The organism is Mycobacterium nebraskense (genome assembly GCF_002102255.1).
Classification (GTDB): domain Bacteria; phylum Actinomycetota; class Actinomycetes; order Mycobacteriales; family Mycobacteriaceae; genus Mycobacterium; species Mycobacterium nebraskense.
In genome coordinates this window covers 1-19,716 of sequence record NZ_LQPH01000047.1, presented here as the reverse complement: position 1 = coordinate 19,716, position 19,716 = coordinate 1, and the positions used below count along the sequence as shown (strand labels likewise).

The window sequence follows — 19,716 nt, the reverse complement described above, 5'->3', positions numbered from 1 at the left end:
GGCCTGTAGATGATCGAACTGCTGCCGGACATGCCGGAGAAAGTGATCGGCATCCGCGTGTCGGGCCGGCTGCGCGGTGACGAGCTGCGCGACTTCAAGCCCCAAATCGACCAGGTGCTACAGACGGGCGAGGTCAGAATCGTCGAGGTCATCACATCCGACTACGAGGGATTCGGGCCCGGTGGGTTCCTCGAGGATCTCAAGCTGGGCTTCGGCACCGTCCTGCCGCACCATTCGGCGTTCAAGCGGATCGCGGTGGTCTCCGACAAGGACTGGGTCGCTCCTGTCCTGCACGCTCTGGCGTGGATGGTCCCCGGCGAGATTGCCGTGTTCGGGCTCGACGAACTCGACCGCGCCAAGGAATGGGCAGCCGGGTAGTCCGCCGTTAGTCACGTACGACAAGCACCGAACATCCGGTGTGGCCGCCCGGATGTGGGGTGATCGGCCCGACCATGCGGGCGACCTTGTCGGCGTCCTCGCTGCCCACCACCGCGAGCTGAACGGGTTCCTGTGTGTGCGTGAGGAATTCGGCGGCCCCGCGCCTTGCTGCGGCGGGTTGGACGTGCACCTCGCGATGCCGCGATACCCAGGGACCGAGTCGATGATCCAGCTGGCGGTAGGGAATCTCACCGAGGCCCCATCGCCAGACTCCCATTGCCAAGATAGGTGCCTCACGAAGGCGCGCCTCGCGGAAGCCATGCTCGAGTACCGCGTCGTTGGTCTCCGATTCCTGGACGGCAACGGCAACATACCCGCCATCCGGCTCGGCGACGTCGCGGCCGCTGCGGATGACGGCGACCGGGCAGTGCGCCTTCTGCGCCACGGTGCCGGCGGTCGAGCCGAGGACCTTGCGGGCCACCCAGCCCGTCCCAACCGAACCCACGCAAACCATTGCGGCGTGTCGTGATTCGTCGATCAACGCGCTCTCCGAGGAACCGCGTACGATGTCGCATTCAACTTTGACCGGCGTACCCATGGCCTGAAGCGCCGCATCGGCGGCCCGCAACGACGTTTGGGCGTATTCGATATCCAGGCTCTCGTCACCCGATGCGTCCGCATGCCGTTGGGGGATGGCGTGGATCAGCCGTAGCGGGACGTTGCGACTGACGGCCTCGGCGGCCGCCCATTTGGCCGCATTGATCGCGGCGTCCGAGCCGTCGATACCTACCACGATCCGCTGCGACTGCGGATTGTTCATCGAATCCTCCTGTATGACTGGCTACCGGGACACCCAGGATCCGGCACTGGCCACGTTATGGCGGCCACGGCTTGGTTCAGCAGGGCCCTTCGACCCCCGTTCCCGGGCTTTGGTCATCAGGGCTTCAGGCGACTTGGAACGCCGACGAGTTCCTCGATTCCCGCTGCGCGCAAGAGGGGCGCGCAGTCGCGGGTAGACGAATAGATGGCGGTGGCGACGCAGGTGTCGCGCAGCCGCTGCAGAAATGCGGCGGTCGAATCGCGGGCCTCCACCACGCCCGGTGCCGTCTGTGCGATTACACAGTCGAGCCCGAGAATGACAGGCCACTCAGTCACCTCTGTGACGATGCCACAGCGCCGGTGCCCGTCAAGGCCCACCGGCGCACGGGGGCCTCATGGCCATGCGGTTGGTGACCAAAGCCTCATGATCGACGGTCGTTCGCGCCATAGCGTTTTGGGGGAGGAGAGGGAGAACATCATGTCCGCACTCGCAAACCGCCATGGCATCGTCGTCGGGATCGACGGATCGCCGGCCTCGAACGCCGCCGTCTGTTGGGCTGCCCGTGATGCGGCGATGCGACACGTCCCGCTGACCGTCGTCCACATGGTGAACGCGATGGTGCCGATGTATCCGGCCCTTCCGCTGTCGACCGGCGTGGCGGTGTGGCAGGAAGAGCAAGGCCGGGAGGTCCTCGAGCAGGCGGCCAAGATCGCCGAAGACGCCGTCACCACGGACCGCAAGATCGATGTCCGAAGCGAGCTGAGGTGTGCGCCCCCGGTGCCCACCCTGGTCGAGATGTCCAAAGAGGCCGAGATGGTCGTCGTCGGCAGCAACGGGCGGGGGGCGCTGGGCAGGTTGGTGCTGGGTTCGGTGAGCAGCAGCGTGGTCCGCAGCGCGCACTGCCCCGTCGCGGTCATCCGCGACGAAGATCCGCTGATGGAGCATCCCCAGCAAGCCCCGGTGCTCGTGGGCATCGACGGCTCACCCGCCTCGGAGGTCGCGGTCGCCGTTGCGTTCGACGAAGCGTCGCGTCGTGGTGTCGAGCTGACGGCGCTGCACGCATGGAGTGACGTCGACGTGTTCGAACTGCCCGGGGTGGATTGGTCGGCGGTGAAGGGGGAAGCGGAGCGGAGCCTTGCCGAACAGCTGGCCGGCTGGCAGGAACGCTATCCCGACGTCACCGTGCACCGAGTCGTCGTCTCTGACCGCCCGGCCCGGCAGCTCATCGAACAGTCGGAATCCGCCCAACTCGTCGTCGTGGGCAGCCACGGCCGGGGCGGCCTGTCCGGCGTGCTGCTGGGTTCGGTCAGCAACGCGGTCGTCCACTCGGTCCGCATGCCCGTCATCGTGGCGCGGCCGTCCTAGAGCCGCGCCGCGCCATGCCCGCAGCGTCAGCTACCGCACCAGCGACGAAGACCGCCGTGCCCTACCTCGACATGCACGAAACCCACACCGGTGTCGTCGTATTGGCCGGCGACCGGGCATACAAGGCGAAGAAGGCCGTGCGGACCGACTTCCTCGACTTTCGCGCGCCGGAGCAGCGGGAACACGCGTGCCGTCGGGAGGTTGAACTGAACAGCCGGCTGTCGCCCGACAGTTACCTCGGGGTCGCGCACCTCAGCGATCCGGCCGGCGGGCCACCCGAACCGGTCATCGTCATGCGGCGCTACCGCGACGAAGACCGGTTGGCGTACATGGCATTCCGCGGCCCCGACGAGTCCGTTCGGGGCGCGCTGGATTCCGTCGCCGCCGTGTTGACCCGCTTTCACCGCCACGCCCAGCGGGGCCGGGCGATCAGCGCCCAGGGCGAGGCCGAGGCGATCGAGCGCCGCTGGCACGACAACCTGTCGGAATTGCGGCGCTACGCGGACGCATCGACGCCGGGAGTTGCTCCCGAAGCCGTCTCGCGCATCGAGCGCCTGGTCGCCGAATTCATCGCGGGCCGCGCGCCCCTGCTCAAAAGCCGCGTCGAGGAAGGGTGCATCGTCGACGGCCACGGCGATCTGCTCGCCGACGACATCTTCTGGGTGGACGGGAAACCGGCGCTGCTGGATTGCTTGGAGTTCGACGACGAACTTCGCTACGTGGATTGCATCGACGACGCGGCCTTCCTCGCAATGGATCTCGAGTTCCTGGGACGCAAGGACCTCGCCGACTACTTCCTCGGGCGTTATGCCGAACATTCGGGGGACGCGGCGCCGTCGTCGCTGCGCGAGTTCTACATCGCCTATCGCGCCGTGGTACGGGCGAAGGTGGACTGCGTTCGCTGGTCGCAGGGCAAACCCGCCGCGGCCAACGACGCGGCTCGCCACCTCGCGCTGGCGACCGGACACCTGGAAAGCGGCGCGGTCCGCTTGGTGCTCGTCGGCGGAAACCCGGGCACCGGCAAGTCGACCGTCGCGCGCGGGCTCGCCGAACGCGTTGCCGCGCAGGTTATCTCGACCGATGATGTGCGCCGTGAGCTGCGCGACGCGGGTGCCATCGGCGGGGATCCCGGCGTTCTCGATGCCGGACTGTACAGCGCCGACAACGTGGCGGCGGTCTACGACTCGGTCCTGCACCGGACGCGCCCGCTGTTGAGCGGCGGGCAATCGGTGATCCTGGACGGCACCTGGCGGGACCCGGACTGGCGCGCGCAAGCCCGCCGCCTTGCCGCGGAAACCCATTCGGTGATGGTCGAACTCATGTGCTCCGCGACGATCGATACGGCCGCCGGCCGAATCGCGACCAGGCGTCCGGGCAGCTCGGAGGTGACCCCGGAGATCGCCGCCGTGTTAGCGGCGCAGCGCGCCGGCTGGGACAGCGCGCACCTCATCGACACCTCGGCGCGGCCCGAGAACGCGGTGCGAGAGGCCCACGATGTCTGGCAACACTCGACGCTTGGCTAAGAAGGAGTAAGGCGTGTCAACGGAAACCATCGTCAACGCGTATGTCAGTGACATATCGGCGTTACGCCTCGGTGACTCCGAGGAGGCCGGCGGTAAGGGGGCGAACATGGGGGAGTTGGTGGCCGCCGGCCTCCCCGTTCCGCCGGGGTTCGTGCTGCTGCGCGGCAGCTACCTGTCCGCGATGCGGGCGGGTGGGGTCGACGCCGAGCTGGCCGCGATGCACCGCGAGGCCCTGACGAAGGTCGACAACAGTGCCCGGCTGTCCGAACTCTGCGAACGCATGCGTCATTTGGTGACCGAGGCCGGCGTGAGCGAGGACGTGCGGGATCAGCTTCTCGCTTCCTACCGCAGGCTTGGATCGAATTGCGTTGTGGCCGTCCGATCATCGGCGACGGGCGAGGACGGTCGCGACGCGTCGTTCGCGGGAATGAACCAGACCCTGACGAACGTGACCGGCGAGGACGCCCTCGTCGACTCCGTCACGCAGTGCTGGGCCTCGCTCTTCAGCCCCCGCGTCGTCACCTATCGAGCCAGCCGGGGCTTCACCGCCGACCCGGCCATGGCGGTGGTCGTCCAGCAGATGATCGCTTCCGAGCAGTCCGGGGTCGCGTTCACCACCGATCCCAGCACGGGGGACCCGGGGCACATCGTCATCGAAGCCGCACTCGGCCTGGGCGAGGTCGTGGTGTCCGGCAAGGTTCAGCCGGACACCTATGTCGTGGACAAGAAGACGCTCAACGTGCTCGACGTCAAGGTGGGCTACCAGGCATTCAAGATCGTGCGCGGTCCCGAGGGCCGCGACGTCGTCGTGGACCTGGAACCCGAACTGGCACAGGCGCGCGTGCTCGACGACGCCGCGCTGCGCCGGATCGCCGAACTGGCGATCGCGGTGGAAAACCACCATGGCTGCCCGCAGGACGTCGAATGGGCGATCGCCGCCGGCAAGGCGTGGCTGGTGCAGGCCCGGCCCATCACCACGTTGCACCCCGCCGTGGCCGACGAGGCGACCGGAGTGCTGGTGCGCGGGCTGCCCGCGGCGCCCGGCTTCGCCTCCGGACGAGTGCGCGTGCTGCACAGCCCGGAAGAGGGCAACCGGTTGCAGGACAACGAGATTCTGGTCGCCCCGATGACCAATCCGGACTGGCTTCCGGCCATCCGCCGCGCGGCCGCGCTGGTGACCGAGACCGGTGGCATGACCTGCCACGCGGCGATCGTGGCGCGCGAGCTGAACGTGCCCTGTGTGGTGGGCGCCCGGGACGCGACGACCGTCCTGCACGACGGGCAGACGGTGACCGTCGACGGCGCGCGGGGCACCGTCACCGCCGGCGAATGTGCCCCGCAGGTGCGGGCGGCGACCGTCGAACGACCCCCGACCACTGCCGTGGGCGGGGAAACGACCGGCACCAAGATCTATGTCAACCTGGCCATCCCCGACACGGCCGAAACGGTCGCCGCTTCGGACGTCGACGGCGTGGGTCTGCTCCGCGCCGAATTCCTGTTGACCCAGGCCCTTTCGGGACGGCACCCGCGCGACCTCATCGCGCGCGGCGAACAGGCCGGCCTGGTCGACGCCATGGTCGCGTCCATCGGCCGCATCGCCTCGGCCTTCGGGACCCGGCCGGTCATCTACCGCGCCACCGATTTCCGCAGCAACGAATTCCGCGGCTTACGCGGCGGCGACGCCTATGAACCGGTCGAACACAACCCGATGATCGGCTACCGCGGGTGCTACCGATACATCAAGGACCCCGATCTGTTCGCCCTCGAACTCGAGGCGTTGGCCCGGGTACGCGAGCGTAACCCCAACGTGCACCTGATGATTCCCTTCGTACGAACCCGATGGGAGCTCGAAGCGTGCCTGTCGTTGGTCGACGCGAGTCCGCTCGGCGCTCAGCGCGGCCTGCATCGCTGGGTGATGGCCGAGGTGCCGTCGGTGACGTATTGGCTTCCCGAGTACATCGGCATGGGCGTCGACGGGGTTTCCATCGGCAGCAACGACCTGACTCAGCTCGTTCTCGGGGTCGACCGCGACTCGGACATCTGCGCCGAGTTGTTCGACGAATCCGACGGCGCGGTGCTGGACGCCATCGGCCGCGTCGTCGCGACCGCGCGCAAACACGGCATCACCTCGTCGCTGTGTGGTCAGGCCCCTTCGACCAATCCGAGTTTCGCCGAGCATCTGGTCCGCATGGGCATCACCTCCGTATCGGTCAACCCGGACGCGGCGCCCGCCGCCCGGCGGGTGATCGCCTCCGCCGAGCGCCGGCTGTTGCTCGAATCGGCGCATGCCGGACGCACGACCGGGATCGCTGAGCGAGGTAATTGACATGTCTGTGCGGGCACCGGATTCCGAAGTCATCCGTGACGCGGTGATGTTGGCGAGTCGGGCGCCCTCGCTGCACAACAGCCAGCCCTGGCGGTGGGTCGTCGAAGGCGCGACCCTGCAGCTGTGGGCGGATCCTTGCCGGTTGATGCCCGCCACCGATCACGCCGGCCGGGAGCTCACGTTGAGTTGCGGTGCGGTTCTCGATCACCTTCGGGTCGCCATGGCCGCCGCCGGATGGGGGTGCACCACCGAGCGCCGTCCCGCTCCGTGTCACCCGAAACACCTGGCGACACTTCGGTTCCACGCCATGGACCCGGTGTCCCAGGAGGATTGGCGGCGTGCGGACGCGATCCGCCGCCGCCGCACCGACCGGCTACCATTCGGCGCGCCGGCCGGCTGGCCGGCCTTGCACTCGGCGCTGTGTCGCGTGGTGCTTCCCCATGACGTGCTTCTCGATGTGGTGCTCGATGACGACCGTCCACGTTTGGCGGAAGAGTCTGCGCTCGTCGAGTCGCTGCGTCGTTACGACACCTCGTATATGTCCGAGCTGCGCTGGTGGACATCCCCATTCGAGTCGGACGAGACGCAAGCACCGGAAACCTCCCTGGTGTCCTCCTCGGAAGCCGCCCGCGTCGACATCGCCCGCCAATTTCCCCCGGCGGGCGGTGGCCACCGCCGGACGACGATCGACCATGACCGCTCCAAGATCGTGGTGCTGTCCACCCGGCGTGATGACGCACCGCTAGAGGTGTTGCGCTGCGGCGAGGCGCTGTCGGCGGTGCTACTCGAGTGCACCATGGCCGGCGCGGCCACCTGCACGTTGACCCACATGACCGAGATTGCACAGAGCCGCAGCATCATCAGGGGCATCGTCGGAACGTCCGGAGCACCCCAGCTCTTGATCCGGGTCGGTACTTCACCGACGAGTGGCCAACACGTCGAATTCACGTCTCGGCGCCTGGTCACCGAAGTCCTCGAGTTCCGCGACTGAGCGAGAGGAGGTTGCGGCGATGGTTCGACATTGGCTGGTGATGGAGACCGCCGGGGACGGAACTTCGGCCCCGTTTGTCACGCGGGTGGCGGGCGCCGGCCGGCATCTGCCCGCAACCCACCTCACCACAGAGGAATTGATGGCGACAACGCGCCACCGCACCCACATCGATCTGGAACGGCTGACCGGCATCCGCGAGCGCCGCGTCTCGGTCGGCGACGAGGATTCCTACTCCCTGGCCACGTCGGCCGCGCTGAACGCGCTGGGCACCGCGCGGCGGGACGCGGCCTCGCTGGACGTGGTAATCAGTTGCAGCATCACGAAATTCCGCGGCGGCCTCACCCAATGGCTCGAACCGACGATGAGCGGCGCGGTGGCCCGGGCAATCGGGGCACAAAACGCGATGACCTTCGACGTGTCCAACGCGTGCGCCGGGATGCTCACCGGAGTGACCATCGTGAACAACTGGATCCGCCAGGGCGCCATCGAGCGTGGGCTGGTCGTCAGCGGTGAATACATATCGCAGCTCGGCCACAACGCCGCCCGCCACATCCGCAGCATCATGAGCAAGGAACTGGCCTCGCTGACCCTCGGCGACGCGGGCGCCGCGCTTCTGCTGGAGCGGGCCCCGGCCGGGTCCGCGGGCATCAGCATCGCCGGCTTCACCACGGTGGCCGACTACAGCAGGCTCTGCCTGGCCTATCCGCAGGGCCACGATCCGGGGGCGCGGATGTTCACCGACTCCCGCGGCATCCAACGGGCCGCGATCACCGACACCCCGCTGCTGCTGCACGAAGTCCTTGAGGCCGCGGGGATTTCGATCCACGACATCGATCACGTGATCACCCATCAGACTTCCGCCCGCGCCATCCGCAAGGGAATGGCCCGCATGTCGGAGTCGTTCGGCGACGTGCCCCGCCACGACGCGGTGATCACCGTGGACCGGTACGGCAACACGGCGTCGACGACCCACACGGTGGCGCTTGTCGAGGAGCTGGAGGCCGGCCACATCGCGCCGGGAGAGACCGTCGCCTTGATCGCGCTGGCCTCAGGGTTGGAAATCGGCGTGGTCTTACTGACCTTGGACGAGGATTTGGTGGGGCGCTATGGGCACCGTGATTGATCGAGTGGACATCGCGGCGCCGCGGTGGCGTCACAAGCACAGCGCGTTGCACCTCGCCGTCAACGCGGCCAAGACCTGCCTGCAGCGCGCCGGGTGCGACGCGGCCGAGTTGGATCTGATTGTCAATGCGGGGATCTACCGTGACCGCAACATGGGGGAGCCGGCGCTGGCGGCGTTGATCCAGGATGACATCGACGCCAATCCCGAGGATCCGCACCCCGGCGCTCACGGCACCTTCTCCTTCGACATCGCCAACGGCACCTGCGGCGTGCTGACCGCGCTGCAGATCGTCGACGGTTTCCTGCGGGCACACAGCATCAACCGCGCGCTCATCGTGGCCAGCGACGCCGATCCGGGCCATGGGCTGAGCGAGCACTTCCCGTTCGCCGCGGCCGGCGCGGCCGTGTTGTGCGGATGGTCCGATGACGACTACGGCCTGAGCCGCGTGTCGTGGGTGAACAGCGACGGAGAAGACCTCGAAGCGCTCACCGCGACAGTGGGTTTCGCCGACTCGCGCAATGTCCTGCGCATCACCGAGTCGACCGACCTGGACGAGCGAATGGCCGTGGCCGCCGCGGAGGCGGCGCGGACTTGCCTGGACGCGCACGGGGTGGCGCTCTCGGCCGTCGACATGATCATCGCCGCTCCCGCCCGGCCCGGATTCCGGGCAGAACTGAGCTGCCGCCTCAAAGTGCCTGCGGAGCAAGTCATTATCGCCGACGACGAGCGGATGCACACCGCCGCGCTGGCCGCGGCCTTCGAACCGCAGGTTCAGCGGCTTCCCGCCGGCGCGCGGGTCTTGCTCGTGGCCGCCGGGGCGGGTGTCACCGCGGGCGCGGCGCTGTACCGTCCGCCACCCACGTCTGGAAAGGAGGGGCGACCATGGAGCAATTGACCGCCCTGGATGCCGGCTTCCTGGAGGTCGAGGACTCGGATCCGCACGTGAGCCTGGCGGTGGGCGGGGTCTCGATCGTGGAGGGTCCGGCCCCGACGTACGAGGAGTTCGTCACCTCGTTCGCCGAACGGGTTGAGACGATCCCGCGCTGCCGGCAGGTCCTGCGGACCCATCCGCTCGACCTGCGGCCGCCGGAATGGGCGGACGACCCGCACTTCGACCTCGCGCGCCACCTGCACCGCATCGCGCTGCCGCACCCCGGCGGCGACGCGGAGCTGTTCGAGATGATCGCCACGTTGATGGAGCGTCGGCTCGATCGGGAGCGCCCGCTGTGGGAGTGCTGGATCGTCGAGGGGCTCAGCGAAAACCGGTGGGCGGTGCTGACCAAGGTTCACCACTGCATCGCCGACGGCATCGCCACGGCGCAGCTGCTGGCGAAGTTCAGCGACGACGGTGACGGTGACACGTTTGCCGCCGACGTCGGCGCCGCCAAGAAGCCGGTCCGGGCGCGGGTGGGTCTGACCCTCAACCCCTTGAGCTGGGCGAGCGCAATCGGTCGAAGCGCGTTCGGTGCGGTGACCGCGGCCGAACACGCAGCGATCGGTGCGGCCGAGCTCGCGGCCGGCCTGCTGCGCCCCGCCCCCGAATCATCGCTGAACGGGCCGGTTACCACGATGCGGCGGTACAGCGCGGCCCGCGCCCGGTTGACGGACATGCACAAGGTCGCCCGGGCATTCGGGGTCACGCTGAATGACGTTGCACTGGCGGCGATTACCGACAGTTATCGCGCCGTCTTGCTGGCGCGCGGGGAACGCCCGGGCCGAGATTCGCTACGCACGCTCGTCCCTGTCTCGGTGCGCGCGGTGGACCACTTCAATGTCGCCGGCAACCGGGTCTCGGCGATGCTGCCGTTGCTGCCTGTTGACGAGGCGGACCCGGTGCAGCAGCTGAAGTTGGTGCACGATCGGCTCACCCACGCCAAAGCGAGCGGTCAGAGCGAGGGTGCCAGCGCGGTGGTGGTGGCGGCCAGACGCACGCCGTTTGCTCTGTCCGCGTGGACGATTCGCTTGCTTTCGCGCTTGCCCCAACGAGCGGTGGTGGCGTTGGCGACCAACGTTCCGGGTCCGCGGAGCCGGCAGCGGCTGATGGGCCGCCGGGTGCTGGAGCTGCTGCCGGTCCCGCCGATCGCCCTTCAGGTGCGGACCGGCATCGCGATGCTCAGCTACGCCGATAGTTTCGTCTTCGGCATCACCGCCGATTACGACACCGCTCCCGACATCGACGCGCTCGCCGCCGGCATCGAAAGGGGGATCGCGCAACTGGTCGCGGCCGCCCGTACCCGGCGTCGCAAGTCGTCATGACGCATCGGCTTGGGTGGCGCGCTGATGCGCGGTCAACAGTAAATGGTCGAATTTCGTTTGGGCGTCGTGACGCAAGCCGGCGCTGCGGAAGTCCTCGGCGACTTGTTCGGCGAGCGGCCTTAGCTTGATATTCGCTTCCTGCGAAAGCCATTTGAGCAACTCGAAGGCCGCGCTGTCGCTGATGCCGTAGACCAGCATCAGCATGCCTTTGGCTTGTTCGATGCCGGCCCGGTTCTCGCTGATCTCGGCCAGCTTCGCGCTCACGATGTCCTCGTCCGCCTGCCCCGGCGAGACGTCGATGTAGAACCCGTGCGTGCCGACCACGTCACCATCGTCATCGAAGAACCGATCACCCACGACGACGACCTCACGCACGTTCCCGCCGGTGTCGACGATCCGATGGCGGGTGCTGAACGCCTGACGGGTATTCACGATCTGATCGATGGTGGCGGCCACATGCCCGCGGTCGTCCGGATGTTTGTGCGCGAGCACCAGTTCGGTGGTGGGCGTGACGCTGCCGGGCTCGTACCCGTGCATCCGCTGCACCTGTTCCGACCACTCCCAGCGCTCGTCGGTGAAGTAGAAGCGAAACCAGCCGGCCGGTTGCGCGGCGCCGCCGGCTAACGCTTGTTCGACGTTAGCCGTTTGACCGTCGAGTTCCCACTGCATCTCTCACCTGGTTTCCTTCGGCGCCATTGCGCCGGAGTAGGGAGGCGGCCCGTGTGCTTGGCACGGCCCGAGCCGCCGCCCCGCCCGGGCGATCAGGCGTTGATGACCTCGCGCTGCGAGGCTTTCTCGTCGATGGCCGAGTGCGCGTCGCCGCGCCCGACGGTGATCTTGCGCGGCTTGGCCCGTTCGGCCACCGGAATGCGCAGGCGCAGAACGCCTTCGCGGTAGGACGCCTCGATCTTTTCGGTATCGAGGTTGTCGCCCAGCACCAGCTGCCGGCTGAACACTCCGCGCGGCCGCTCGGTGGCCAGCATTTCGCGGTCGGGGTCGACGGCGGGCCGCTCGGCGCGCACGGTCACCACGTTGCGCTCGATGTCTATATCGAGCGAGTCAACGTCGATGCCGGGCAGGTCGAATTCGACGACGAATTCCTCGCCCTGGCGCCAGGCGTCCATCGGCATGACTGCCGGCCGGGCGGCTGTACCGAACACCTGCTGGGCGAAACGGTCGATGTCGCGGAACGGGTCGGTACGCATCAGCATGGTGGTCACCTCTCACTCCAATCTAGGCTGTGGTCTGGCTATTATCTATGTCAAATGACATAGATTCGATATAGCACTGTCGACACAATCACGCAAGTGTGATAAATAGATTTTCTGAGCCCGCTAGCTTCGAGGAGACGCGTGATGACCGATCAACGCGGCGAGTCCGGCGCCCCGGCGCCCGATCACGGCGTGTACGGCATCTCGGTGGCTGCCGAACTCTCCGGCATCCCGGTGCAATCGCTGCGCCTGTACGAGCGATATGGACTGCTCACGCCGGCGCGAAGCGATGGCGGCACCCGGCGCTACAGCGCCCACGACCTGGCCCGGCTCAAGCGGATCAGCGAGCTGGTCGATGCGGGCATCAACCTGGCCGGGGTCGCCCGCATCCTCGACCTCGAGGACCACAACGCGACGCTGTCGGCGGCCAACACCGACCTACGCTCCACCAACCGGACCCTGCGGAAGGCCGCCAAAGCCCCGAAGTTCACGGCGGCGGCCACCGAGCACGGCGACGAGGGTGTCTGAGGCAGCGACAAGCGGGTGACCCTGCGGATGGGCCAGGCGAACGTCAAGAGATGGGTGGACGACATCTTGCCGCTGTTGACCGACGACGACCCCCTGGGCGTCGACACCTTCGCCTCCCACGTGCTGCCCCTCGACCAGGCCCCGCACGCCTACGAGATTTTCCAGAAGAAGCAGGACGGGGCGGTGAAGGTCATGTTAAGACCTTGAAAACCGCTATGCCGCAAGGTCTTCCGGAGCACCGTTTGAGGGCGGCCCCGGTAGGGTATTGAAAGCGCCATGACATCCGCAGAAGCTTCCGCTCCCACGCCCACCGGAGAGGTGTGGCCGGGCCGGGCCTATCCCTTGGGCGCGACCTACGACGGTGCGGGCACCAATTTCGCCGTGTACAGCGAAGTGGCCGAGCGGGTGGAGCTGTGCCTGTTTGACGCCGACGGAACCGAGAGCCGGGTCACGCTGCCCGAGGTCGACGGATTCGTCTGGCACGCCTACATTCCGAGCATCGAACCCGGTCAACGCTTCGGCTACCGCGTCCACGGCCCGTTCGACCCGCAGAACGGATTGCGGTGCAATCCGAACAAGCTGCTGGTGGATCCGTATTCGAAGGCCATCGACGGCTCGTTCGAGTGGAACCAGGCCCTGTTCAGTTACAACTTCGGTGACCTGGATAGCCGCAACGACGACGATTCCGCCGCCTTCATGCCCAAGTCGGTGGTGATCAACCCCTACTTCGACTGGGGCAACGACCGGCCGCCGGACCACCAGTACGCCGACACGGTCATCTACGAGGCGCACGTCAAGGGCCTCACGCAAACTCACCCGGACATCCCCGAGCAGCTGCGCGGCACGTACGCGGCCGTTGGGCACCCGGTGATCATCGAGCACCTCAAGAACCTCGGCGTCACCGCCATCGAGCTGATGCCGGTGCACCACTTCGCCAACGACTCCACCCTGGTGGACAAGGGCCTCTCGAATTACTGGGGCTACAACACGATCGGGTTCTTCGCGCCCGACTTCAAGTACTCCAGCGCCACGTCCCCGGGCGGGCAGGTGCAGGAGTTCAAGGCGATGGTGCGGACGCTGCACGAGGCTGGAATCGAGGTGATCCTCGACGTCGTCTACAACCACACCGCCGAGGGCAACCACATGGGCCCGACGCTGTCGATGCGGGGTATCGACAACGCCGCCTACTACCGGCTGGTCGACGACGACAAGCGCTACTACATGGACTACACCGGCACGGGCAACAGCCTCAACGTCGGGCACCCGCACGCGCTGCAGCTGATCATGGACTCGCTGCGCTACTGGGTGCTCGAGATGCACGTCGACGGCTTCCGGTTCGATCTGGCAGCGACGCTGGCCCGCGAGTTCTACGACGTCGACCGTCTGGCGGCGTTTTTCGAACTCGTGCAACAGGATCCGACTGTCAGCCAGGTCAAGCTGATCGCCGAACCGTGGGACGTCGGGCCGGGCGGCTACCAGGTCGGTAACTTCCCGCCGCAATGGACGGAATGGAACGGCAAGTACCGCGATACCGTCCGGGACTTCTGGCGCGGTGAGCCAGCCACGCTCGACGAGTTCGCCTACCGCCTGTCCGGGTCCGCCGACCTCTACGAGCACACCGCGCGCCGGCCGGTGGCCTCGATCAACTTCGTCATCGCGCACGACGGGTTCACGCTGCGTGACCTGGTGTCCTACAACGAGAAACACAACGAGGCCAACGGCGAGGACAACAACGACGGCGAGAGCCACAACCGGTCGTGGAACTGCGGTGTGGAGGGGCCGACCGACGACGCGGACGTGAACGCGCTGCGCGCCCGCCAGCAGCGCAACTTCCTCACCACGCTGCTGCTGTCGCAGGGCGTGCCGATGATCTGTCACGGCGACGAGCTGGGCCGCACGCAGAACGGCAACAACAACGGCTACTGCCAGGACAACGAGCTCACCTGGATCGACTGGGCAAGAGCGGACAACGGCCTGCTGGAGTTCACCCGCGTCGTGTCGGCGCTGCGCGCCAACCATCCGGTCTTTCGCAGGCGCCGGTTCTTTTCCGGTAAGCCGCTGGGCCGCCGCGGCCAGGACCAGCTGCCCGACATCGCCTGGTTCACTCCCGAGGGAACCGAGATGACCGAGGAGGACTGGGGCGCGGGATTCGCGAAATCCGTCGCGGTGTTCCTCAACGGGCACGGCATCCCCGACCGGGATGCACGGGGGCAGCGGGTGCTCGACGACTCGTTCCTGCTGTGCTTCAACGCCCACTACGAAGCGATCGAATTCACCTTGCCACCAAAGGAATTCGGTGCCTCTTGGCAACTCGTGGTCTTCACCGGACCCGAGGAGGAGACGCCCGCGGAAGAGGTGCCCGGGGGAGGCGCGCTCACCGTGGACGCGCACACCGCCGTGGTGTTGCAAGCCCCCGACGGGGGCTGACGGCCCGGATCATCCTCGGGCGACGCCGGGTCGGTTGATCAACCTTCGCTTGCGGCGGCCCGATCGAACGCAAAAATGGCCTTTCGCCCCGAGATTGGTTACCTTTTGCCCCCAGACATCGGTTGCCTATCCGCGCACAATGTCGATTGCGCCGCCGCGGGGGGAGGAAGGGGCAGCCGATGGAGAGGCCGAACCCCGACGCGTGCCTGAACGACGTGGCCTGGTGCAGACGGATCGCCTTGCTGGTGGTGTTTGCCCTTGCCGCCATGACGTGGGTGGGCTGGGCGACTGGCATCGACCGGTTGACCCGGGTCGATCCGGCCTGGCCGCAGATGATGCCGTGGACCGCGTTGTGGCTGCTAGCGCTGGGTGCGGCGATCGTGTTCCAGTCGGGTCGCCCATCGCGGGGGCGGGTGTGGGCCGGGCGAGGCTCGGCCCTGGTGGTGGGTTCCCTTGCCGTCATCACCCTCCTCGAGTACGCCGCCGGTGGGCCATCGTCCGGCCTGGACCTGGTGTGGTTCGGGGACGCGGTGCGCACGTCGCAACAGACGTGGCCGGGCCGCCCCAGCGCGCAGACGGCGTCGTCGGTAGTGCCGCTGGCGGCCGCCGCCGCTCTGATCCGCGTGGATCGTGGGGCCCGCGTGGTCTGGCCCGCCTGCATGGCGGCCGGCGGGGCCGTCCCGTTCGTCACGGTCGGGGCGTACTTGTTCGGCGCTTTGTCACTGGTGGGCTTCTCGCCCTCGACCGGCCAGGCGCTCATGACGGCCGTGTCTCTGCTGCTGCTCGCCGCCGCGACGTCGCTGGCCCGCCCCGACCGGTCTCCGGTCGCCTGGCTGCTCGCCCGACCCGACCGGAAGTCACTGATTCGGTTGGTGGGCATCCTCGCCGGCTTTCCGGTCGTCGTTGCGCTGGCGAGGCCGTTCTTCCTGCGGCTCGGCCTGGGCCAGCACGCGGAATGGACCTTCTCGATACTGCTGGGCACCGCCATCGTCGGGGCGATCACGTTCTTCTTCATCCAGCGTGAGCAGAAACTTTTGATCGAGAAGGAGCTGGTCAGCAAGGAACGCGCCGATGCCGAGGCGCGCTATCGCATCCTCGCCGACAACGCGGTCGACATCATCGTGCACCTCCGCGGCGGCGAGGTCGCGTGGGTTTCGCCGTCCGTGGAGGCCGCGTTGGGCCGCCCACCGCAAGACTGGACCGGCTCGGATTTCGACCGCCACATCCATCCGGCGGACCTCGAGACGGTCACCACCGCGCTGGGGAGGGTTGCCGCCGGCGAATCGGTCCTGCAACGCTTCCGGGTGCGCTCCACCGACGGCAATTACCACTGGGTCGAGGGTCACGGCAAACCGTACATCGACGCCGAGGGGAACATCGACGGTCTGATCGCCGCGGTGCGCATCATCGACGAGCAGGTGGAGGCGGAGCAGCGGCTGGAACGGATGGCACGGTTCGACATGCTAACCGGGCTGGTGAACCGGGCCGAGGCCCTTGACCGACTCGCCTCCGCGCTGGAGCAACCGCAACCAGCCGGAACGTACGTCGGCGTATTGTTTTGCGACGTAGACCATTTCAAGGAAATCAACGACACGTGGGGACACGGCGTCGGCGACTCCGTACTCGCAACCCTGGCAGCACGAATCCAAGAAGGCGTTCGCCAAGGGGACACCGTCGGCCGAACGGGAGGCGACGAAATTCTCGTCCTGTTGCCCGGCGTCCGCAGCATCGACGAGCTCACCCACATCGCCGAGAAGATCCGCTGTCGTGCGGCCGAACCCATCGGTGTATCCGGCCAGACGTTCTCCGCGACCTTGAGCATCGGCGCCACGCTCGCAATTCCCGGTGACTCCGTCGACACGATCACGGCCCGGGCAGACGCGGCCATGTACCAGGCCAAGTTGGGGGACCGGAACACCATCGTCCGGAATTGAGCAGCCGAGCTATCGCCATGCGCCGGGTGATATCCGGTAGGTTTTTGCCGACGGCAGCTCGTTACAAGAGAGGGCAAATATGTCAAGGACAGTGGTGGTGGGCGCCTCGAGCGGACTCGGTCGCTGCATCGGTGTCGGTCTCGCCCAGCGCGGCGACCAGGTCGCGTTGTTGGCCCGGCGCCGCGAGCGCATCGAGGCGGCGGCCAAGGACGCCGGTCCGGGCGCGATCGCCATCGAATGCGACGTCACCGACGAGGCATCGTGCCGCTCGGCGATCGCCGCTGCCGCCGACGCCCTGGGCGGCATCGACAACATCGTCTACACCCCCGCCGTCGGGCCACTCGTCCGCATGGTCGACACCGATGCCGCCACTTGGCGGCGCATCTTCGACACGAACGTCATCGGCGCGGCGCTGGTGACGGCCGCGGCGGTGCCGCACCTGACGGTCTCGGCCGGCAAGGCCGTCTACCTGTCCTCCGACGCGGGCACGTTCGGGCCGCCATGGCCGGGGCTGGGCGCGTACGGCGTCAGCAAGGCGGCCCTCGAGCGAATGGTCGACGCGTGGCGGGCCGAACACCCGGACATCGGCTTCACCACCCTCATCGTCGGGGAATGCCCGGGTGGCGAGGGCGACGCGGCGACGGGAATGAACATCGGTTGGGACATGGACCTCGCGATGAAGGCCGTCCCGCTGTGGGCCTCCCGCGGCTGCATGCCCGGCAAGCTGATGCCGGTCGAGGACCTCATCGACGTGGTGCACACCATCCTGCGGACGAACGCCGCCACCTCGATGCCGGTGGTGGTGGCCAGGGGCGCGCCCGCCAGCCCCGCCGCGTTCGCGGATTCCGCCCAGTCCTAGCGGCGATCGCAAGCGCGGCGGAGCTGGGCGCAGGCGGGTCGCCGCCATCGCTCTAAGCGCGGCCCAGCTTCTCGCGGACCAGGTCGGTCAGGAAACGCCCGGCCGACACGGGTCGGAAGGCGCGGGCCGCCCCGGTGAGCGCCTCACGGGCGTCCGGGGGTAGTTCGATGTCGGCGGCGGCGACGTTGAACTCGAGCTGCTCGACGCTGGACGCGCCGGGGATGGCGACGACACCCGGATAGCTGATCAGCCAGGCCAGCGCCACCTGAGCCGGCTTGGCGCCGACGGCGGTTGCGACGTCGCGCAGCGTCTGCAACAGCGGCTCGACGCGGCGCAGGTTCTCGGTGCCGAACAGCGAGTTCAGCGCCCGAACGCCACCGGGACGGTTGTCCAGGCCGTACTTGCCACCCAACAGGCCCTGCTCGAGCGGGCTGTAGGCGATCACGATGCGGTTCTCCCGTTCGGCGAACGGCACCAGGTCTTCCAGCGCCCCGGCATGGGCCAGCGAGAAGTGGACCTGATTGCTGATGACCGGGCGGCCGAGCGCGGCGTCGGCCTTCTGCCACCGCGCGAGCGAGTAGTTGGAGACGCCGACCGCGCCGATCTTGCCGCTGTCGAGCAGGTCGCGCATGCCCGGCATGATCACCGTGTCGGGAACCAGAGGATTGGACTGGTGGATCTGGTAGAGCGGGATGCGGTCCAGGCCCAGCCGCCGCGCACTGGCGCGCTCGCGCTGCTTGATCACGGCGGGGAAGGGCGCGACCGGCATGATCTTGCTGGCCACCGCGACGTCGGCGCGCTCGTCGCCGAGCGCCTCGCCGAGTATCCGCTCGCTCTTGCCCAGCCCGTACACCTCGGCGGTGTCGAACAGCGTCACGCCCAGGGCGCGGGCGCGGCGCACGATGTCACCCGCGGCGCCCGAGGCGTAGCCCTCCCCGTAGCCCCACTCACGCGATCCGAACTGCCAGGTACCCAAGCCGATCCGGCTGACCCGTCCCACGCCCTCGACGTCGAGATACTTCATGCGCCCCACCCTAGCCAGGGATCTTGCCCAGCACGTAGGCAGCGATGCCCACCCCGGCCAGCCGCGGTGGGCCGCTGTCCGTCGTGCCGCTGCAGGAGACCATCAGATCGACAATGACGTTGGCCTTGGCCGCGATCGCCCGCGCCGAGCGGATCTGGAGTCCTTTGGGCGTCAAGTCCAGCGTGGTGATGCCGTTGCCGGCGTCGGCGGGCGCGCTCACCGAGAACGGGAGCGCCTCCCCGTTGGGCGGTGTCAGGGTCACGGTCGAGCCGCCGCATTGGCGCCAGCCCGACAGCAACGCCGCCAGCTGTGCCTGGGCCGCCGCCGGGTCGCGGAAGGCCACGACCGCCTGGATCACCTGGGTCGACTTGAGGAAGCTGTGCGAGTCGCGGAACTCCGCCGCGTGGTATCCGGTGACGCCGCCGCCGGTGTAGGCGTCCGGCGTCCCGGGGGCGATGCTGCCCCAGCATTCCGGCCGGTCGATGGCTCCTTCCGCGCTGGAGCGGCCCGGGTTGTCCCACGTCTGGCCCGCCGCGAGATTCTGGTCGGCGGTGATGTTCTTCAGGGCGTCGGCCCCCGGCAGCAGCGCCGCCAGGGCGTCCGGCGCGACCGGGCCCGGCGGTGCCGGGGGCGCCGCGCTGGTGGAGGTGGTGGCGGGCTCCGCGGTCTGGGTGGATGGGGCGGCGCCCAGGGTGGACCACGCGACCACGGCGACGACGGCGACGGCGATGAACACATACGACAGCGCCAGCCCGGCCCGGGCCCGGTCCCGGCCGAGCTCGCCGGTGCGGCGGATCTGCGCCAGCCCGGCGTGTCCCAGGATCGCCCCGACGGGCGCGAACACGAACGCGAACACCAGCGACAGCGTCGCCAACACGTTGACGGGCGGTCGGTACGGCGGTGCGGGCGGCGGCGTGAAGACCTGCGGTTCCACCGGGGGCGGGGTGGGCG

General features: G+C 68.1%; 18 protein-coding genes and 1 pseudogene. 13 read left to right on the top strand and 6 right to left on the bottom strand.

The window, feature by feature from the left end; translation table 11 throughout:
* Positions 1-9 precede the first annotated feature (9 nt).
* A complete protein-coding gene (locus tag AWC17_RS05300) occupies positions 10-378 on the top strand; it encodes a SpoIIAA family protein (protein WP_046184701.1) in 369 nt (122 codons plus the stop codon).
* A gap of 7 nt (positions 379-385) precedes the next feature.
* Here AWC17_RS05300 and AWC17_RS05295 read toward each other — a convergent pair whose 3' ends face one another.
* Together AWC17_RS05295 and AWC17_RS05290 are read right to left on the bottom strand one after the other, a co-directional pair.
* Positions 386-1,198, bottom strand: coding sequence for a universal stress protein (locus tag AWC17_RS05295; RefSeq protein WP_046184702.1), 813 nt, complete (start codon positions 1,196-1,198; stop codon positions 386-388).
* 116 nt (positions 1,199-1,314) lie between these two features.
* The gene (locus AWC17_RS05290; protein ID WP_085164388.1) at positions 1,315-1,533 is read right to left on the bottom strand and encodes a hypothetical protein; all 219 of its coding nucleotides are present in this window, start codon (positions 1,531-1,533) and stop codon (positions 1,315-1,317) included.
* Positions 1,534-1,675: 142 nt separating this feature from the next.
* Between AWC17_RS05290 and AWC17_RS05285 the strand changes: the two genes are divergently transcribed.
* The 7 genes from AWC17_RS05285 to AWC17_RS05255 are packed head-to-tail and all read left to right on the top strand — an operon-like array spanning position 1,676 to position 10,782.
* The gene (locus AWC17_RS05285) at positions 1,676-2,563 is read left to right on the top strand and encodes a universal stress protein (RefSeq protein WP_046184703.1); all 888 of its coding nucleotides are present in this window, start codon (positions 1,676-1,678) and stop codon (positions 2,561-2,563) included.
* A 14-nt stretch (positions 2,564-2,577) separates the two neighbouring features.
* Entirely contained in the window at positions 2,578-4,086 is a 1,509-nt protein-coding gene (locus AWC17_RS05280) for a bifunctional aminoglycoside phosphotransferase/ATP-binding protein (protein WP_231588602.1), read from the top strand.
* Positions 4,087-4,099: 13 nt separating this feature from the next.
* Positions 4,100-6,412, top strand: coding sequence for a phosphoenolpyruvate synthase (gene ppsA, locus AWC17_RS05275; protein ID WP_244193477.1), 2,313 nt, complete (start codon positions 4,100-4,102; stop codon positions 6,410-6,412).
* Between the two features lies 1 nt (position 6,413).
* Positions 6,414-7,403, top strand: a complete 990-nt coding sequence (locus AWC17_RS05270) for an Acg family FMN-binding oxidoreductase (protein ID WP_046186035.1) — start codon at positions 6,414-6,416, stop codon at positions 7,401-7,403.
* A gap of 19 nt (positions 7,404-7,422) precedes the next feature.
* A complete protein-coding gene (locus tag AWC17_RS05265; RefSeq protein ID WP_046186034.1) occupies positions 7,423-8,526 on the top strand; it encodes a 3-oxoacyl-ACP synthase III family protein in 1,104 nt (367 codons plus the stop codon).
* Positions 8,510-9,421 carry a beta-ketoacyl-[acyl-carrier-protein] synthase family protein gene (locus AWC17_RS05260; protein ID WP_046186033.1) on the top strand — a complete coding sequence of 304 codons (912 nt, stop codon included), beginning with the start codon at positions 8,510-8,512 and terminating at the stop codon, positions 9,419-9,421. Before AWC17_RS05265 ends, AWC17_RS05260 begins: the two co-directional genes overlap by 17 nt.
* Positions 9,409-10,782, top strand: coding sequence for a WS/DGAT/MGAT family O-acyltransferase (locus AWC17_RS05255; RefSeq protein ID WP_046186032.1), 1,374 nt, complete (start codon positions 9,409-9,411; stop codon positions 10,780-10,782). The genes AWC17_RS05260 and AWC17_RS05255 overlap by 13 nt, the downstream gene beginning before the upstream one ends.
* On the opposite strand, the gene AWC17_RS05250 is transcribed toward AWC17_RS05255, so the two are convergent.
* Positions 10,777-11,451 carry a PAS and ANTAR domain-containing protein gene (locus AWC17_RS05250; protein ID WP_046186031.1) on the bottom strand — a complete coding sequence of 225 codons (675 nt, stop codon included), beginning with the start codon at positions 11,449-11,451 and terminating at the stop codon, positions 10,777-10,779. The two genes, AWC17_RS05255 and AWC17_RS05250, sit on opposite strands and share 6 nt — an antisense overlap.
* 92 nt (positions 11,452-11,543) lie before the next feature.
* Positions 11,544-11,993, bottom strand: coding sequence for an Hsp20/alpha crystallin family protein (locus AWC17_RS05245; RefSeq protein ID WP_046186036.1), 450 nt, complete (start codon positions 11,991-11,993; stop codon positions 11,544-11,546).
* Between the two features lie 144 nt (positions 11,994-12,137).
* Here AWC17_RS05245 and AWC17_RS05240 point away from each other — a divergent pair, with 144 nt between their 5' ends.
* The 5 genes and pseudogenes from AWC17_RS05240 (at position 12,138) to AWC17_RS05220 (ending at position 17,741) form a co-directional block, all read left to right on the top strand.
* Positions 12,138-12,521 (top strand): MerR family transcriptional regulator, encoded by a 384-nt coding sequence (locus AWC17_RS05240; protein ID WP_047323350.1) that lies wholly within the window; start codon positions 12,138-12,140, stop codon positions 12,519-12,521.
* A 6-nt stretch (positions 12,522-12,527) separates the two neighbouring features.
* A pseudogene (locus AWC17_RS05235) lies at positions 12,528-12,728 on the top strand (glutathione-dependent formaldehyde dehydrogenase); the annotation flags it as partial.
* 69 nt (positions 12,729-12,797) lie between these two features.
* Positions 12,798-14,948, top strand: a complete 2,151-nt coding sequence (glgX, locus tag AWC17_RS05230) for a glycogen debranching protein GlgX (protein ID WP_046185883.1) — start codon at positions 12,798-12,800, stop codon at positions 14,946-14,948.
* 179 nt (positions 14,949-15,127) lie between these two features.
* Positions 15,128-16,882: a diguanylate cyclase domain-containing protein gene (locus AWC17_RS05225; protein WP_046185884.1), complete on the top strand. Its 1,755-nt coding sequence runs from the start codon at positions 15,128-15,130 to the stop codon at positions 16,880-16,882.
* A 91-nt stretch (positions 16,883-16,973) separates the two neighbouring features.
* The gene (locus AWC17_RS05220; protein WP_082123148.1) at positions 16,974-17,741 is read left to right on the top strand and encodes an SDR family oxidoreductase; all 768 of its coding nucleotides are present in this window, start codon (positions 16,974-16,976) and stop codon (positions 17,739-17,741) included.
* Between the two features lie 52 nt (positions 17,742-17,793).
* On the opposite strand, the gene AWC17_RS05215 is transcribed toward AWC17_RS05220, so the two are convergent.
* Both AWC17_RS05215 and AWC17_RS05210 read right to left on the bottom strand, forming a co-directional pair.
* Complete coding sequence (locus tag AWC17_RS05215) at positions 17,794-18,765, bottom strand: aldo/keto reductase (protein ID WP_046185887.1); 972 nt, start codon at positions 18,763-18,765, stop codon at positions 17,794-17,796.
* Between the two features lie 10 nt (positions 18,766-18,775).
* On the bottom strand, positions 18,776-19,716 hold a 941-nt coding region (locus AWC17_RS05210), incomplete at its 5' end, for a sensor domain-containing protein (RefSeq protein ID WP_141224509.1).

Bases quoted from the DNA above. Each gene is read 5' to 3' on its own strand.
- AWC17_RS05300 (WP_046184701.1), top strand. From the start codon at position 10: ATGATCGAACTGCTGCCGGACATGCCGGAGAAAGTGATCGGCATCCGC.
- AWC17_RS05295 (WP_046184702.1), bottom strand. From the start codon at position 1,198: ATGAACAATCCGCAGTCGCAGCGGATCGTGGTAGGTATCGACGGCTCG.
- AWC17_RS05285 (WP_046184703.1), top strand. From the start codon at position 1,676: ATGTCCGCACTCGCAAACCGCCATGGCATCGTCGTCGGGATCGACGGA.
- AWC17_RS05280 (WP_231588602.1), top strand. From the start codon at position 2,578: ATGCCCGCAGCGTCAGCTACCGCACCAGCGACGAAGACCGCCGTGCCC.
- AWC17_RS05270 (WP_046186035.1), top strand. From the start codon at position 6,414: ATGTCTGTGCGGGCACCGGATTCCGAAGTCATCCGTGACGCGGTGATG.
- AWC17_RS05265 (WP_046186034.1), top strand. From the start codon at position 7,423: ATGGTTCGACATTGGCTGGTGATGGAGACCGCCGGGGACGGAACTTCG.
- AWC17_RS05260 (WP_046186033.1), top strand. From the start codon at position 8,510: ATGGGCACCGTGATTGATCGAGTGGACATCGCGGCGCCGCGGTGGCGT.
- AWC17_RS05255 (WP_046186032.1), top strand. From the start codon at position 9,409: ATGGAGCAATTGACCGCCCTGGATGCCGGCTTCCTGGAGGTCGAGGAC.
- AWC17_RS05250 (WP_046186031.1), bottom strand. From the start codon at position 11,451: ATGCAGTGGGAACTCGACGGTCAAACGGCTAACGTCGAACAAGCGTTA.
- AWC17_RS05245 (WP_046186036.1), bottom strand. From the start codon at position 11,993: ATGCTGATGCGTACCGACCCGTTCCGCGACATCGACCGTTTCGCCCAG.
- AWC17_RS05240 (WP_047323350.1), top strand. From the start codon at position 12,138: ATGACCGATCAACGCGGCGAGTCCGGCGCCCCGGCGCCCGATCACGGC.
- glgX (WP_046185883.1), top strand. From the start codon at position 12,798: ATGACATCCGCAGAAGCTTCCGCTCCCACGCCCACCGGAGAGGTGTGG.
- AWC17_RS05225 (WP_046185884.1), top strand. From the start codon at position 15,128: ATGGAGAGGCCGAACCCCGACGCGTGCCTGAACGACGTGGCCTGGTGC.
- AWC17_RS05215 (WP_046185887.1), bottom strand. From the start codon at position 18,765: ATGAAGTATCTCGACGTCGAGGGCGTGGGACGGGTCAGCCGGATCGGC.